Raw genomic sequence first — 16,285 nt, forward strand, 5'->3', positions numbered from 1 at the left:
GGACGGCAGGGCACATCAGACGCGCCGGCGAGAATCATTCGCTCCACGCCGCCATCACCGCCGCTGACTTATCAGCGAGATTCCACGTACGTCACCACGGGCGACATCGTCGCCCGATTCGTGGCGCGCTGCGTATCAACCGAAATTCCGTCCTCGTGCACAGATAGGAAACTGCCCAGTGGCCCGCCTGAACCGCTGCAGTGCAATAGGTTTCGTTGTCGCACTCTGCGTGGCGATCGGCGTGGAGCCGTCGGCGGCGGCATCGGACGAAAGCCCCGACGTCACCTTCTATCTGCAGGGCACCTGCTTGTGCGCGGTGTCGCCGACCGCCCGAGAGGCCCTGGGACTGGCCGACGGGTACCTGGATTCCAGCGGCACCATCCATGGCATCGGGTATCCCGCAGGCCTGTTGTTCGGCGCGGACGCAGTCATCGGGAGCACCAAGGTGAACGCGACCCTCGCCACCGTTCCGGACGGCGCCGCCGTCACCCTCGCCGGCCTGAGCCAGGGCGCCATCGTCCTGAACTATGTGAAACTCTCGCGGTCGCTGCAGGATTCGTTCACTCGTCACCGTGCGGACAATCTGCAATTCGTGACCTTCGGTGACCCGCAGAACACCACCGGCGGCATCACGACCAAGAATCCGGCACTGCAACTGTTCGCGCCGAACGTGCCGAGGGCGAGCGCATACCCCACCACCGAGATCGTTCGCGAGTACGACGGTTTCTCGGACTGGCCGGACAAGCCAACGCGTTTGGCCGTCCTCAACGCCGTCATGGGAATCGGATTCGTGCACACCGACTACGGGTCGGCCGCCAACCCGGCGACACCGGGAACGCTCAAGACCGTCCGCACCAACGCCGCCGGCGGCACCACCACGCATTACGTGGTGCCCACCAAGCGATTGCCACTCACTCAACCGTTGCGCGATGCCGGACTGAACACGTCTCTCATCGACGCTCTGCTCCGGCCGCAGATCGACCGCGCCTACGTCCACCGGCCGCAGGTTGCACCTGGAGATCCGGCTCCCCGGCCGTCGATCGCCGCCCTGGCGGCAAGGGCCCTGAATCCGGCGGCCGCCAAACCGGCTGCTGCCAGCGCCAAGGAGTCTGGCGGCGCGAAGGAAGACAAAGAGAAAGCACCGAAGTCCAAGCGGGGGTTCGGTTTTCGGAAATCTCGCCGTGGCGGGGAATCGAGGAGGTAGTTCGCATGTGGGTCAAGACGCAGGCCGTGACCGTGTCGGTGGTGTGCTCGGCAGCCGTCGTGGTCACCAGCGCCGCACCGGTTCTCCCGGCCGCGCACCCGACGACGGTGCACAGCGCCGAATACCGGTACGCGCTCACGGCGGCAGCCATCGACACCGCCTTCAATCCGATTCGGTACGTCGGCAACGTCGGAGGTGCGGCCCAGGCCGTCGCCACCGACGTGATCTACTGGCAGACACCGGACTTCCCGCTGCTGGTGCTGAGCGCACAGGTTGACTCCAGCACCGGTGAGTACGAGGCCGTGGAGAAGGTGACGTCGACGGCGGGGCACCTGCAGAGTCTGGTCAGCGCGGTCACCGCGTTTCCCGGCGCATCATCCTCGCCACAGGTGAAGCAACTGGTCAGCGGAATCGGATCGGCCGGCGCCGCCGCGGCCGGCGCCACGCGTACCGTGACAGCCACTCTGGCGCCCCACCTCGCGCCACTGACGCCGGTGATCTACGTCGTCAGGGTGCTGCGGGCCGCGGTCGGTGTCTATTACGCCGTGGCCACGCTCTCGACCACGGGAGTCGGCACGGTGCTGAGCGGGCACAACCCGTTGACGGCAGTCGCCAATGTCGTGTCCTCGGTCCAGAGCCTGGCCAACGTCCTCACCCACGCGCCGCGGCCGGCCGCGTCGGTCTCTACCGGCACGACTGGTACGACCGCCGGGGCGACCGCGACCGCGGCGCAAACGGTCGCGCAGCCGACCGCTGTTGTCGCGCGGACCCTAGCGAAGGGCACCAAATCAAAAGCGAAGCAGGAAGAATCGGCAGCCAAGAAGCCCGGTGACCACGCCACCGCACCCAAATCGGCTGCCGCACCGGCCACGTCGACGGCTGCCACCGAGCAGCAGGATGCCAAGCCGGCGACACCCACCAAGAAGTCCAAGCGCGCCGCGAAGGGCGACGACTCGTCGGCCAAGGCGGACGCCGCCAAAGCCGCCTCGTCCAAGGAGTCCAAAGAGAAGGGCGAGCACGGCCGGCGTAAACACTGAGCGGCGGTGGGCGTGCGCTAGAACGGAAGTACGCGCCAGCACCGACGAAGGGGACGCCCGCCATGGCGAAGACGCACCACTACGAACTCGACGTGACGTGGACCGGCAATACAGGCACCGGAACCTCGGGCTACCGCGAGTACGACCGCGCGCACGACGTCAGCGCCGACGGCAAGCCCGCGATCGCCGGCTCCGCTGATCCTGCTTTCCGCGGCGACCCGCAGCGCTGGAACCCCGAGGAGCTCCTGGTGGCGTCCCTGTCGCAGTGCCACATGCTGTGGGTCCTTGCGCTGTGTTCCCAGGAGGGCATCGTCGTCACCGGATACGCCGACCATCCGTCGGGCACCATGGCGCAGACCCCTGACGGTGGTGGATATTTCACCGAGGTGGTGTTGCGTCCGGTCGTGGAGATCGTCGACGACCGGCACCGCGAGGCGCTCACGAGCGTCCACGAGCGGGCCCACCACCTGTGTTTCATCGCCAATTCCGTCAACTTCGACGTGCGGTGCGAACCGCAGGTGAGCGTCGCCGAATCGGCGTGACCCACGGTGCCGCCGTGGGAAAATGGCGCATGACCATCAAGCTCGACGCACTCGATTCCGCGCTGCTGTCGGAGCTGGCCGCCGACCCGCGGACGCCGATCCTCGAGCTGGCGTCGCGGCTGAAGGTCGCTCGAAACACCGTGCAGGCGCGCATGAAGCGGCTCGAAGAATCCGGCCTGGTGCGTGGCTACCCGCCCAACATCAACCTGTCGCAGCTCGGGTTCGCGGTGCATGCGCTGGTCTTCATCGAGACGGACCAGACCAAGATGAACGCCATCATCGAAGCTCTGCAGGACGTCCCGCATGTACTGGAGGTCCACGCCACGACGGGACGGGCGGATCTGCTCGCCCGCATCGCCGCGCAGACGCAGGAAGAACTGCTCAGCGTGATCCAGCGCGTGCATCGCATCGACGGCGTCAAACACTCCGAAACCATGCTCGCGATGGCGACTCCGGTCGAATACCGATCGCTTCCTCTCGTGCAGCACGTGACGCAACGTCGAACAAAATGATGCGTGCGTCACAGTGTGCCACGTCACAATTGAGCAGTCTGCTCAACATTTTGACCGACTGTTGACGTAGATCACCCACAGGGGCAGATTTCGCTGCACTGATTGCTAATAGTTCGCACCTAGGACTGGCGATCTGAGTGGCGGAAAGTGTGGAGGTTCTCGATGACCAGTGTCCTGTCCCGATCCGAACTCGCAGCGGCCGAACCCGCCGCGCCCTACGACCTCGACGACCGGTACCGCGCCGGCGCCGGCCCCGTCCTGCTGACCGGCGTCCAGGCCATCGCCCGCATGATGGTCGAGCAGCATGTCCGTGACCTCCGCGCCGGCCGCCGCGTCGCGACCTTCGTCTCCGGCTACCAGGGCAGCCCGCTCGGCGGCGTCGACAAGATGCTGCTGGGCATGCCGAACGTGCTGACCGAGCACGACGTCGTCTTCACGCCCGGCTTCAACGAGGAGCTCGCCGCCACCTCGGTCTGGGGCAGCCAGTCCGACCTTCCCGCCGGGAAAGCCACCCACGACGGGGTCATCGGCGTCTGGTACGGCAAGGGACCCGGCGTCGACCGCGCGACGGACGCGCTGCGCCACGCCAACATGTACGGCGTCAATCCCCGCGGCGGCGTGCTGCTGCTGGTCGGCGACGACCCGGCATCGAAATCGTCGACCGTGCCCGCCGTGAGCGAACGGTCCCTCGCAGCCCTCGGCATCCCGGTCCTGTTCCCGCGCAACGCCGAAGAGATCATCACCATGGGCATGCAGGGCGTCGCGCTGTCGCGCGCATCGGGCTGCGTCGTGGCGATGAAGATCGTCGCCGACGTGGCCGACGGCGCCTGGACGGTCGACGCCGATGTCGCCGACATCACCATCACCGCACCTGAAATCCTCTGGGACGGAAAGCCGTTCACCTACGTTCAGCGACCGATGGCCGCACCGGCCGACAGCCTCATCGCCGAGGCCGACCTCTACGGTCCGCGTTGGGCGACCGTCCGCGCGTTCGGGGACATCAACCAGCTCGACGTCCTCGAGGTGGATCCGGTGCGTGCAAACGTCGGCATCGCCGCCACCGGTACCACCTTCGACGCCGTCCGTCAGGCGCTGCTCGACCTCGGCGTCGACGACGCGGCACTGCACCGCGCGGGAATCCGCCTGCTGCGCATCGGGATGCCGTATCCCGTCGGGCAGGAGTCCGTCCGGGCGTTCGCGCGCGGTCTCGAGCAGGTGATCGTCGTCGAGGACAAGACGGCGTTCGTCGAAACCCAGGTCCGTGAAATCCTGTACGGCACCGCCGATGCCCCGCAGATCGTCGGCAAGCACGATGCCGCCGGTATGCCGCTGTTCCCGCTCGGTGGTGAGCTGACCGCCGCCCGCCTGCTCGCGCCGCTGCGCCGGGTGCTGCGCGATCACGTCGAGCTCAAGCGCACCCCTCCCCCGCCACTGTCACTGGAAGTGTTGTCCGCCAAGCGAACCGCCTACTTCTGCAGCGGCTGCCCGCACAACCGTTCCACCGCGATCCCGGAGGGCTCCATCGGCGGCGGTGGCATCGGCTGCCACACCCTGGTCACCATGTCCGGCCGCAGTGACAGCGCCGTGGTGGGTCTGACGCAGATGGGTGGCGAGGGCAGCCAGTGGATCGGGCAGGCACCGTTCACCGACGTGCCGCACCTGTTCCAGAACGTCGGCGACGGCACGTTCTTCCACTCAGGTCAGCTCGCGGTGCAGGCCTGCATCGCCGCCGGGGTCAACATCACCTACAAGCTGCTCTACAACGAAGTGGTCGCCATGACCGGCGCACAGGACGTCGAAGGCGGCCTGGTCGTTGCCGGGCTCACCCACAAGCTGACGGCCGAGGGCGTCAAGCAGATCATCATCTGCGCCGATGAACCCAAGCGGCACAACAAGAAAGCTCTCGCGAAGGGCACCCTGCTGTGGCACCGCGACCGCCTCGATGAGGCGCAGAAGGTGCTGCGAGAGATCCCGGGTGTGACCGTGCTCATCTACGACCAGCACTGCGCTGCCGACGCGCGCCGTCAGCGCAAGCGCGGCACGCTGCCCACCCGCAACACGCGCGTGGTGATCAACGAAGCGGTGTGCGAGGGCTGCGGCGACTGCGGCACCAAGTCGAACTGCCTGTCGGTACAGCCGGTCGACACCGAATTCGGCCGGAAGACCCGCATCGACCAGACGTCGTGCAACACCGACTACACGTGCCTCGACGGCGACTGCCCGTCGTTCGTCACGGTCGAGCTGACCCCGGAGAAGAAGGGCCGCAAGACATCCCGGCGCAAGGCGCCGGAACCGCCGCGGGTCACCGATCCGGGGTTCGGTGTGCCGACCGGCACGCAGAACGTCCTGCTCGCCGGCATCGGTGGCACCGGCATCGTCACGGTGAACCAGGTGCTGGCGACCGCCGCCCTGCGCGCGGGCTACGAGGTGGAGAGCCTCGACCAGATCGGCCTGAGTCAGAAGGCCGGCCCGGTGGTGTCGCACCTGCGGTTCTCGACCGCCGCCCTCGAGCCGTCCAACCGGCTCACCTCGGGCAGTGCCGACTGCATCATCGCCATCGACCTGCTCACCGCGACCGACAACCGGAACCTGGCCTACGGCAGTGCCGAACGCACCATCGCGGTCGCCTCGACGAGCCAGACCCCGACCGGCGACATGGTGTACGACAAGTCCGTCGCCTACCCGGAGACCCAGTCGTTGCTCGACCGGCTGACCGGCGTCACCCGCACGCTGACGCACTTCGACGCGCTGGCCGCGGCACAGGCCCTGTTCGGCAACACCGCAGCGGCCAACTTCCTGGTCGTGGGCGCCGCCTTCCAGAACGGCGGCCTGCGCCTGCCCGCGGCGAGCATCGAAGAGGCCATCGGCATCAACGGTGTCGCGGTCGCTGCCAATGTGACGGCGTTCCGCTGGGGCCGCGTTGCGGTGGCCGATCCGGCCGCGTTCGCCGCCGCCGTCGAGGCCGCCCGGCCCAAGGCCCGGCCCGCGGTGGCCAGCCCGGAGCTGCTGGCCAGCACCACGTTCGGCGGCGAGGTGCGCCGGCTGGTCGAACTGCGTGCCGGTGAACTGGTCCGCTACCAGAACACGAAGGTCGCGCGGCGGTACGTCGAAACGGTGCAGGCCGTGTGGCAGCTGGAGCGCACCATCACCGACAACACCGCCTTCAGCGAGGCCGTCGCCCGCGGGCTGCACAAGTTCACGGCCTACAAGGACGAATACGAGGTCGCCCGGCTGCTGGTCGACCCGGCGTTCCTGGCCGATGTGCAGGCGCAGGTGCCCGGTGGGGAGAACCTCACCTACAAACTGCACCCGCCCGTCCTGCGCGCCATGGGCCGCACGAAGAAGGTCGGCTTCGGACCGAAATCGCATGTGGCACTGAAGATGCTGGCCAAGGCCAAGGTGCTGCGCGGCACCAAGCTGGACCCGTTCGGCTACGCGCACGTGCGAAAAGTGGAGCGGCAGTTGCTGTCTCACTACACGGCCATGGTGCTGCGCCTCGCCGCCGAACTGACTGTCGACAACTACGCCACGGCTGTCGAGGCAGCCGGACTGCCCGACATCGTTCGCGGTTACGAGGACATCAAACTCGGCAACGTCGAGCTGTACTGGGCACGCCTGCGCGAGCTCGGCATCCCGGCCTGACCGGCGCCACCCCAGCTGTCCTGCCGTGACACCCGCGGCAGCGTCAACCATGCCGCCGAACATGCGGCACCAGAAAGGAATCCGTAGTGACAGTAGTGTCCAACTCCCCGGTATCCACCCCCGCCGGAGTCTTCGGTCGTTCGCACAAGCTGAGCTCCCGTAGCCACGAGCAGGTCGTGTTCTGCGAGGACGCCGAATCCGGTCTCAAGGCCATCATCGCGATCCACTCGACGGCGCTGGGCCCGGCCCTCGGCGGCTGCCGCATGTACCCGTACGCCGACGAATTCGAGGCACTCGAGGACGTGCTGCGGCTGTCGTGGGGCATGACGTACAAGGCCGCGGCGGCCGGGGTGAACCTGGGCGGCGGCAAGTCCGTGATCATCGGCGATCCCGCCAGCGACAAGAGCGAAGCACTGTTCGCGGCGTTCGCGCGCTACGTCAACACTCTGGGCGGACGCTACGTCACCGCCGGTGACGTCGGCACCAACACCGACGATCTCGACATCATGGGCAAGTACACGTCGCATGTCACCGGCCGCAGCGCCGGGGCCGGCGGCTCGGGTGACAGCGCGCGCCTCACCGCGCTGGGCGTGTTCAACGCCATGCGGGCCGGCGCCGAATCTGTCTGGGGCGCAGCGACGTTGGCCGGCCGGACCGTCGGCGTCGAGGGTGTCGGCAAGGTCGGCCGGGAACTCATCGCACTGCTGCTCGCGGACGGCGCGGACGTGTACGCCACCGACGTGAACGCCGCTGCGCTGCTGCGCCTGTCGAACGACCACCCGTCGGTGCGCCTTCTCAATTCGGTTGCCGACGCCCCGGTCGATGTCTATGCTCCGTGTGCCCTCGGGTCTACTCTGACGCCTATGAGCGCTGACACCATCGAGGCGAAGCTGATTTGCGGTGCCGCAAACAACCAGCTCGCGACGCCGGACGTCGAGCTGTTGCTCGGCCGCCGCGGGATCACCTGGGTACCTGACTACGTCGCCAACGCCGGCGGCCTCATTCAGGTGGCCGGTGAACTGCACGGCGCGGACCGCACCGCCGTCGAGGGCGACGTGACCCGGATCTACGACCGCTGCCGCGACATCATCGCCACCGCGCGCGAGACGGGCATCAGCATCGGCGCCGCCGCGAACCTGTTCGCCGAACAGCGGCTCGACGGAGCCATCTGATGGGCGCCGGCGGCGGGCTTTTCCGCACCAAGTCGGTCGAGCAGTCGATCCGGGACACCGATGAACCCGACTCGAAGCTCCGCAAAGATCTGACGGCAAGGGATCTCACTGTTTTCGGCGTGGCCGTCGTCATCGGCGCCGGCATCTTCACCCTTACCGCTCAGACCGCGGGCAACATGGCGGGGCCGGCCGTGTCGGTCGCCTTCGTCATCGCGGCGATCACATGCGGGCTCACCGCGCTGTGCTACGCCGAGTTCGCCTCGACTGTGCCCGTCGCCGGCAGCGCCTACACCTACGCCTACGCCACCTTCGGTGAGCTGGTCGCGTGGATCATCGGTTGGGATCTGATCCTCGAGTTCGCGCTCGCGGTATCTGTTGTCGCCAAAGGCTGGTCACAGTATCTCGGCCACGTCCTCGGTGGGACGGTGTCACCGGTGGTGCACCTGGGGTCGGTCAAGTTCGACTGGGGTGCGCTGGTGATCATCGCGATCGTCGGTGTGCTGCTGGCGACCGGAACGAAGCTGTCATCGCGGGTTTCGGCCGTCGCCGTGGCGATCAAGCTGTCCGTGATCGTGCTGATCCTCGTTGTCGGTGCCACCTACTTCAAGGCCTCGAACCTCACCCCCTTCATCCCGGCGGCGCAGCCCTCGGCGAAGGCGGATGGCGTACACCAGTCCATGCTGGCCTGGCTCACCGGAACCGGCGGCACGAGCTTCGGGTGGCTGGGTCTGCTGACCGCGGCCAGCATCGCGTTCTTCGCGTTCATCGGCTTCGACGTGGTCGCCACCGCGGCGGAAGAGACCCGCAACCCGCAGCGCGACGTCCCGCGCGGCATCTTCGGCGCGCTGGCCATCGTCACGGTCTGCTACGTCGCGGTGTCGTTCGTGCTCACCGGCATGGTGCCGTACACCGAACTGCAGGGAGAAAATGCCACCCTCGCAACGGCGTTCGCCCTCCACGGTGACACCTGGGCCAAGAACATCATCTCCATCGGCGCATTGGCGGGCCTGTCGACCGTCGTCATGGTGATGTTCCTCGGCCAGACCCGCGTCCTGTTCGCCATGTCCCGCGACGGCCTGCTCCCCAAGCGGCTTTCGCACACCGGCAAGCACGGCACCCCGGTGCGATTGACGGTCATCGTGGGCGCGGTGTGCGCGGTGCTGGCGGCGTTCGTGGACTTCGGCACCCTCGCAGGCATGGTCAACATCGGCACGCTCGTCGCCTTCATCCTCGTGGCGATCGGAGTGCCGATCCTGCGCCGCACGCGGCCCGATCTCAAACGCGGCTTCCGGGTGCCTCTCGTGCCGCTCGTCCCGATCCTGGCAGCGCTGTCGTGCCTGTGGCTGATGATCAACCTCGAGGTCGAGACCTGGCTTCGGTTCGTCGTGTGGATGGCCGTCGGCGTCGCGCTGTACTTCGTGTACGGCAGGTCGCACTCGAAGCTCGCGCAGCGGAAGGCCGAGGCGCACAAGCACCTCAACGTCACTCAGATCGCGGCGTGAGCATCAGCTGCAGGTAACGCGAATCTCGAAGGGCTTGGTCACCATCACGGGCGGTAGCGCTGCCGTCACCCCGGTAGCGCTACCGCTGATGACGTAGGTGTCGCCGTCCTTGGACGCCGTGGCCTCGCCGCCCGACATGCCCTGCTGATAGCCGAGAATGACGCCGTTGACGTTGCCCAGGATCACCGAGTGCACCGTGGCGGCATCCGGTGTCAGCACCACCGCCACTCCCGAGGCCTTCTGACCGATGGCGATGTTGAAGTTTCCGACGGCGTTGGTACAGACCACATTGCCCGTGATGTTCTGACGCACCCCGTCGACGGTCACCTCGGCCTGGCCGGGCGGCGGATTGCCGGTCGGCGGTTGGGTGGGCGAGGCCGTCGTTGACGATGCCGGCGATGACGTGGACTTGGTGGTGGTGGTGCTGCTGCTCGAGCTCGTCGTCTCCGACGGCGGTTTCTCGCCACTGCAGCCGGCGATCCCCACGACAACCGCCACGCTGACCGCACCGATCGCAACCTGTCGCCTCATGACACCCCTCTTGTTGTCGTCGCCAATCCCGATTCACCACATCTACGCCGTTGAACCGGTCGCCGCATTTCTTTTCTGAAATGCGACGACCGGCTCATTCCGGTGGCTACGGCAACCTGCCTACATCGGCATGAAATTGCCGAACCACCAGAAGCCCCAACGCTCGATGGCCGGGCTCCACACCACGGACGCACCCGGAGCCCACCACGGCGGGTTCGGTTGGACCGGCGCCCAGGGCGGCGGAATCGCCGGGGGCACATTCGGTTCGGCGCTCGCGACGCCGCTTCCCAGGGTGCTCGGCGACACTGTCGCGATTCCGCCGGCCACGCCGAACAAGCCGGCCGCCAGACTGCCGGCGACGGTGGCTGCTGCTGCCAGTTGTTTGATGGTCATTGTCTCGTCCTTGCCTCGACTGCATGGCCTCATGCGTCAAGGTCCGCGACGGATGCGACATCGCATTCCTACCTGGCGAGCGTGCCCGACCCCCGAACGAGCGGACCTGGCGCCGTAGGCAATTGGTGAATACCCCACGGCGCCAGCGGTAAACGGGCCTGCGGTCAGTCGAGGCAGAACTCGTTGCCCTCCACGTCCTGCATGACGATGCACGACTCGTTGATGTCGTCGGCGGGAAGCAATCGCACGCGGACCGCACCGAGCGCGACCAGCCGTTCGCACTCCGCCTCGAGCGCCGCCAGTCGTTCGTCCCCGGCCAGACCGGTGGCCACGCGCACATCCAGATGCACGCGGTTCTTCACCGTCTTCCCTTCGGGAACGCGCTGGAAGAACAGGCGCGGGCCGACGCCTTCGGGATCGACGCACGCGAACTTCGAACCTCGATGTTCGGGTGGCAGTGCACGGTCGAAGTCGTCCCACGATGCGAATCCCGGCGGTGGCGGCGGTACGACGTATCCCAGCACGTCGCACCAGAACCGCGCCACCCGCTCGGGTACCGCGCAGTCGAAGGTGACCTGAAACTTCTTGACATCAGCCATCATTCGCCCTCAGTGGTTCAGCTTACGAAGGCCGGCGACGGTGTCGGCCAAGGTGATGCGCGGATCGCGGTAGGTGACACCTAGTTCGCGCTCGCTCGGGGTGTCGTCCGAGTCGGGCATCTGGGTGTAGTACTGCATCGCGGCCTCGGTGAACGGCGTCTGGAACGGCAACAATGGTCCCAGCCGATCAAGTACCTGGCCGGCCAGCCGCAGCACCGTGTCGGGAACCGGAACGGAGAACATGGTCTTGTCGCCGACTTCGCTCAACAACCGAGCCAGCTCGTCCACCGGGATCCGATGGCCGCCGGCCATGTAGCGGCGGGGTCCCTTGCCCGGCTCCAGCAACGCCGCGTGGAGCTCGGCCAGATCCCGACCGTCGACCACCGTCCAGGCCGCGCTGCGGCCGGGAATCGCGCCGAGTTGAAGTGCCTGCGCCACGCCTTCGCCGGCCTCGCCGAACTGGTTGCCGACCGGCGGACCCATGACCATGCCGGGATAGGTGATGTTCACCGGCGCCCCGGCGTCCTGCATGCCGCGGGCGTAGATCTCGACCTGCGCTTTGGAACGTCCGTAGCCGTCGGTACCGCCGAACACCGGAAGGTCGGCCTCGAGCTTGTCCACGTCGGGATTGAACAGCGCGGTGATGCTCGAGACGTGGATGATCGGATCGAGGCCCAGCTCCACAGCGCCGCCCAGTACGTTGCGCGCACCGTCCATGTTGGTACTCAGCATCTGCGCCGCCTGGTTCGGATCGGTGGCGACCAGCGCCGCGGCGTGCAGCACGGCGTCGCACCCGTCCAGCGCGCGCAGCACCGAGTCGCGATCGGTGATGTCGCCGACCACGTGGTCAGAGACGTCGACGCCCAATTGGGCCACGCTGGTCTGCAACCGAGCCGCGTTGCGCACCAGGAACCGGACCGAATGCCCCTTGTCCGCAATGGCTTTCGCACTCCAACCACCGACGAACCCGGTCCCGCCCGTGACCAGCACCCGCATGACGCCTACCCCCTCCGAAGTGAACTGCCGCTGCCCAGACGCTAGTACCTGCCATCACGCCGCAGGGCGGATCCGCGCGATGTGGACAGCACTCGGACAACACGCCCGATTCCAATCGCGCGACCCCCTACGCGCGCATCTCGACGTGAGGCAACAGGCCAACAAGTGCCGCGGCGTTCGGCTATCCCTGGACACAGCGCAGTAGCGTCAGGACGACTTCTTGACCACGCTCGACTTGAGCTGCAGACGCCCGAAACCGGGCACGTTTGCGTCGATGTCGTGGTCGCCGACGCCGTCGGTGATGAGCGTGATGCCGCGGACCTTGGTGCCCACCTTGATCGCACCGCCACCGCCGCCTGACACCTTGACGCTTTTCACGAGCGTGACGCTGTCGCCGTCGGCGAGCACGTTGCCCACAGCGTCCCTCACCACTCGCCCGGCATCGGCGTCGCCGGCATCACCGTCAGCCCACTCGTGGCCGCACATGGGACACGCGTACAACGCACCGGATTCGTAGGTGTACTCGCTCGTACACTCTGGGCACGGGGGCGTCGCGGCTGTCTCTGTCATGCGATGAGTATGGCAACACCGTCAGCACCGTCGACTAACCCTGCACAGTCGGGCGGATGGTGATGTCCCCGATCTCGACGTCGTGCGGCTGCTCCATGGCGAAGGCGATCGCGCGGGCGACCGCCTCCGGCGGCAGCCCGAAGTCATCCATGTTGCGACGGATCTGGTTGCGAAGGGCCGGGTCGTCGATCGCGGCGTCGAGCTCGGTGCGGACGAAGCCCGGCGATATCGACGTCGTTCGTACGACGCCGTCCGTCGACTCCTGCCGCAGACCTTCCATCAGGGTTCGCACCGCGTTCTTCGCGGCCGCGTAAACCGCCTGCCCCGGAACGATTTTCAGCCCTGCCGTGGACACCGTCGTGATGAAGTGCCCGGCACCCTGTCGCCGGAACACCGGTAGCGCCGCGGCGATGCCGTGGAGCACGCCGCGCAGGTTGACGTCGATCATCTGCGACCAGCCGTCGGTGTCCAGGTCGGCGACCGGACCGATCTTGCCGATCCCGGCATTACTCACCAGCACATCCAGCCGACCGAACGCGTCCACCGCGGCGGCCACCAGTGCGTCGACGTCGGCCCGGTGTGTCACATCGGTCGGGCACGTGACGACCTGCCCGCCGGCGGCGCGGATCGCACCGCCCAACTCGTCGAGCCGGGCACCCCGGCGGGCGCCGAGAACCACCACCGCGCCCCGTTCGGCGAGCAGCCGGGCTGTTGCTTCGCCAATGCCACTGCTGGCGCCCGTGATGGCGACGACTTTGCCTGCGATACCGGTCATCTCAGCCCTGTCTACGCGCCGTGCCCGGGCTGAGATCCTTCACATCGTCGAAGAACACCGGCTTGCCCCCGGTGCCGGAATCACCGCCCGCGACAGGTGCCAGCAGATGGCCCACGTGGTCGCCCATGTCGAATCTCGCGATGATCTCGCCGACGAACCAGGCCAGCGCGGAATCGAGGACCGCAGAGCCTTCCGGCCCGACATGCCAGGCGCAGCGCTCGAATTTGTCGACGGCATCGCCGGTCTCACCGCCGAACAGCTCGGCCAGCTTCAACTCGTCGCGCGGCAGCAGGTGCACCGCAAGGTGAGTGGCCGTCCGCGCGATCGAGGTCGTGTGATTCGCCGTGGACAGCCCGACGAGGAACCTCGGCGGGTCGATGCTGGCCTGCGTGGCGAAGCCCACCAGGCATCCGGCGGTCTGACCGTCGGCCTGCACCGTGACCACGAACATCGGGTAGTCGAGCAGGTCGACGAAATCATCAAATGCGGTCTCTGGTTTCATCACCGGTCCTGGCCTCGGGTTTTGGGATACCGGAGTTGGGGTAGCCACTGCTCATTCTTGCAAACCGTCAACGGGTGCCGTCGATGGTCGATACCGGAGATGGGAGTCCTGCGTGAAGGCAGTTACCTGGCATGGCCGACGAGACGTCCGAGTCGACACCGTGCCCGACCCGGAGATCGAAGCGCCCACCGACGCCATCATCGAAGTCACCTCGACCAACATCTGCGGATCGGATCTGCACCTGTACGAGGTGCTCGGGGCGTTCATGCACGAGGGTGACATTCTCGGGCACGAACCCATGGGCATCGTTCGCGAGGTCGGCAGCGACGTCGACGGGTTGGCGGTCGGTGACCGGGTCGTCGTGCCGTTCCAGATTTCCTGCGGGCACTGCTACATGTGCGGCCGGCAGCTCTACACCCAGTGCGAGACCACGCAGGTTCGCGACCACGGCAAAGGTGCCGCGCTGTTCGGCTATTCGGAACTGTACGGGCAGATACCGGGCGGCCAAGCCGAATACCTCCGAGTGCCGCAGGCCCAGTTCACCCACATCAAAGTGCCTGAGGGACCGCCGGATTCGCGATTCGTCTACCTGTCGGACGTGCTGCCCACGGCGTGGCAGGCTGTCGCCTACGCCGACATTCCCGACGGCGGGAGCGTCACGGTGCTCGGGCTGGGGCCGATCGGCGACATGTGTGCGCGCATCGCCGAGCATCTCGGCTATCGGGTGATCGCCGTCGACCGGGTTCCCGAACGGTTGGCGCGGGCATCGGTGCGCGGTATCCACACCGTCGACCTCGACACCGTCGACGGCAGCATCGGCGACACCATCCGGGCGCTGACCGACGGCCGCGGCACCGACTCGGTGATCGATGCGGTGGGCATGGAGGCCCACGGATCGCCTGTGGCCCAGGCACTTCAGCGCATGACGGCGACGCTGCCCGACATGGTGGCCAAGCCGATGATGCAGAACTTCGGGGTCGATCGACTTCATGCGCTCTACTCGGCCATCGACATCGTCCGCCGCGGCGGGACCATCTCGTTGATCGGCGTGTACGGCGGCATGTCGGACCCGCTGCCGATGATGACGCTGTTCGACAAGCAGATCCAGCTACGCATGGGCCAGGCCAACGTCAAGAGATGGGTCGACGACATCCTGCCGCTGCTCGGCGACGACGATCCGCTGGGCGTCGACACCTTCGCCAGTCACGTTCTGCCCCTTGATGATGCACCACATGCCTACGACATCTTCCAGAAGAAAACGGACGGTGCCGTGAAGGTGATGCTCAAGCCGTGAGCGGAAGGACCGATGACACTACCCCGAATGCAACCCGACCAGGGCGCCATCGCCGAGGCGAGAGCCATCGTCGGCGCCGTGGCGTCGGCGTTCTCCCATCAGGTCGTGGGCCAGGAGCACCTGCGTGAGACGATGCTCGTCTCACTGCTCGGTGGCGGTCACCTGCTGATCGAGAGCGTTCCCGGTCTCGCCAAGACCACCGCGGCGCGCGTTCTTGCCGCGTCTGTCGGTGGCAGCTTCCGCCGCATCCAGTGCACGCCGGACCTGTTGCCCAGCGACATCATCGGCACGCAGATCTTCGAGGCCGACACCAACACGTTCACCACCCAACTGGGCCCGGTGCACGCCAACATCGTGTTGCTCGACGAGGTCAACCGCTCGAGCGCCAAGACGCAGAGCGCCATGCTCGAAGCGATGGAGGAACGTCAGACCACGATCGCCGGCGTCGAATACCCGATACCCGAGCCGTTTCTCGTCATCGCCACCCAGAACCCCGTCGACCAGGAAGGCACCTATCCCCTGTCGGAGGCCCAGACCGACCGCTTCATGCTCAAAGAGCTCGTGCAATATCCGTCGATCACGGACGAGATCGAGATCATCGACCGCATGGACGCCGGGCGGTACGACCGCGCCCGTCATCCGGCCCCCGTGGTCTCGCTCGACGACGTCCGGCGGGTGCAGGAGATCGTCCGCTCGGTCCACCTCGATCGCGCGCTCGTCGCGTACGCGAGCCGACTGGTCGACGTCACGCGCAGCCCCGCCCAACACCTACCGTCGCACCTCGCCCGACTCGTCGAATACGGCGCGAGCCCCCGCGCAACCATCGCCTTCTGCCGCGCCGCACGCGCGCTCGCCGTCATCCACGACCGCGGACACGTTGTGCCCGAGGATATTTCGATGCTCGCACACCGCGTGCTGCGGCATCGGCTGATCCTCGGTTTCGAGGCCGCGAGCGCGCGGATCACGCCTGACGCAGTGGTCGACGCGGTACTGCAGACGGTCCCGGTGCCGTGA

At 67.1% G+C, this 16,285-nt stretch carries 16 protein-coding genes; 9 read left to right on the forward strand and 7 right to left on the reverse strand.

Features of this window, described 5'->3' with window-relative positions:
• The first annotated feature begins 229 nt into the window (after positions 1–229).
• The 7 genes from ACJH6J_RS00220 (at position 230) to ACJH6J_RS00250 (ending at position 9,611) form a co-directional block, all read left to right on the forward strand.
• Positions 230–1,204, forward strand: coding sequence for a PE-PPE domain-containing protein (locus ACJH6J_RS00220; protein WP_406803372.1), 975 nt, complete (start codon positions 230–232; stop codon positions 1,202–1,204).
• A gap of 5 nt (positions 1,205–1,209) precedes the next feature.
• Positions 1,210–2,241: a hypothetical protein gene (locus ACJH6J_RS00225; protein WP_406803373.1), complete on the forward strand. Its 1,032-nt coding sequence runs from the start codon at positions 1,210–1,212 to the stop codon at positions 2,239–2,241.
• Positions 2,242–2,303: 62 nt separating this feature from the next.
• Complete coding sequence (locus ACJH6J_RS00230; protein ID WP_406803374.1) at positions 2,304–2,783, forward strand: OsmC family protein; 480 nt, start codon at positions 2,304–2,306, stop codon at positions 2,781–2,783.
• A gap of 29 nt (positions 2,784–2,812) precedes the next feature.
• Complete coding sequence (locus tag ACJH6J_RS00235) at positions 2,813–3,295, forward strand: Lrp/AsnC family transcriptional regulator (RefSeq protein ID WP_061001308.1); 483 nt, start codon at positions 2,813–2,815, stop codon at positions 3,293–3,295.
• A 162-nt stretch (positions 3,296–3,457) separates the two neighbouring features.
• On the forward strand, positions 3,458–6,937 hold the full coding sequence (locus ACJH6J_RS00240; protein WP_406803375.1) for an indolepyruvate ferredoxin oxidoreductase family protein: 3,480 nt from the start codon (positions 3,458–3,460) through the stop codon (positions 6,935–6,937).
• A gap of 86 nt (positions 6,938–7,023) precedes the next feature.
• Complete coding sequence (locus tag ACJH6J_RS00245) at positions 7,024–8,109, forward strand: Glu/Leu/Phe/Val dehydrogenase dimerization domain-containing protein (RefSeq protein WP_318985012.1); 1,086 nt, start codon at positions 7,024–7,026, stop codon at positions 8,107–8,109.
• Positions 8,109–9,611 (forward strand): amino acid permease, encoded by a 1,503-nt coding sequence (locus tag ACJH6J_RS00250; protein ID WP_406803376.1) that lies wholly within the window; start codon positions 8,109–8,111, stop codon positions 9,609–9,611. Before ACJH6J_RS00245 ends, ACJH6J_RS00250 begins: the two co-directional genes overlap by 1 nt.
• Positions 9,612–9,614: 3 nt before the next feature.
• On the opposite strand, the gene ACJH6J_RS00255 is transcribed toward ACJH6J_RS00250, so the two are convergent.
• The 7 genes from ACJH6J_RS00255 to ACJH6J_RS00285 form a co-directional block, all read right to left on the reverse strand.
• The gene (locus tag ACJH6J_RS00255) at positions 9,615–10,142 is read right to left on the reverse strand and encodes a lipoprotein LpqH (RefSeq protein WP_406774618.1); all 528 of its coding nucleotides are present in this window, start codon (positions 10,140–10,142) and stop codon (positions 9,615–9,617) included.
• A 120-nt stretch (positions 10,143–10,262) separates the two neighbouring features.
• Positions 10,263–10,535, reverse strand: coding sequence for a hypothetical protein (locus ACJH6J_RS00260; protein ID WP_212811383.1), 273 nt, complete (start codon positions 10,533–10,535; stop codon positions 10,263–10,265).
• A gap of 164 nt (positions 10,536–10,699) precedes the next feature.
• Complete coding sequence (locus tag ACJH6J_RS00265; RefSeq protein ID WP_406803407.1) at positions 10,700–11,134, reverse strand: VOC family protein; 435 nt, start codon at positions 11,132–11,134, stop codon at positions 10,700–10,702.
• A gap of 9 nt (positions 11,135–11,143) precedes the next feature.
• A complete protein-coding gene (locus ACJH6J_RS00270; protein ID WP_212811382.1) occupies positions 11,144–12,130 on the reverse strand; it encodes an NAD-dependent epimerase/dehydratase family protein in 987 nt (328 codons plus the stop codon).
• Positions 12,131–12,337: 207 nt separating this feature from the next.
• Complete coding sequence (locus tag ACJH6J_RS00275; RefSeq protein WP_406774622.1) at positions 12,338–12,700, reverse strand: zinc ribbon domain-containing protein YjdM; 363 nt, start codon at positions 12,698–12,700, stop codon at positions 12,338–12,340.
• Positions 12,701–12,734: 34 nt separating this feature from the next.
• Complete coding sequence (locus tag ACJH6J_RS00280; RefSeq protein ID WP_406803377.1) at positions 12,735–13,475, reverse strand: SDR family oxidoreductase; 741 nt, start codon at positions 13,473–13,475, stop codon at positions 12,735–12,737.
• A 1-nt stretch (position 13,476) separates the two neighbouring features.
• Complete coding sequence (locus tag ACJH6J_RS00285; RefSeq protein ID WP_212811379.1) at positions 13,477–13,977, reverse strand: flavin reductase family protein; 501 nt, start codon at positions 13,975–13,977, stop codon at positions 13,477–13,479.
• A 112-nt stretch (positions 13,978–14,089) separates the two neighbouring features.
• Here ACJH6J_RS00285 and ACJH6J_RS00290 point away from each other — a divergent pair, with 112 nt between their 5' ends.
• Positions 14,090–15,271, forward strand: a complete 1,182-nt coding sequence (locus tag ACJH6J_RS00290) for a zinc-dependent alcohol dehydrogenase (protein WP_212811378.1) — start codon at positions 14,090–14,092, stop codon at positions 15,269–15,271.
• Between the two features lie 12 nt (positions 15,272–15,283).
• A complete protein-coding gene (locus tag ACJH6J_RS00295) occupies positions 15,284–16,285 on the forward strand; it encodes a MoxR family ATPase (protein ID WP_212811377.1) in 1,002 nt (333 codons plus the stop codon).

Origin of the sequence: Mycobacterium sp. SMC-18 (assembly GCF_045310895.1) — a bacterium.
In the GTDB taxonomy this organism is placed as follows: Bacteria; Actinomycetota; Actinomycetes; order Mycobacteriales; family Mycobacteriaceae; genus Mycobacterium.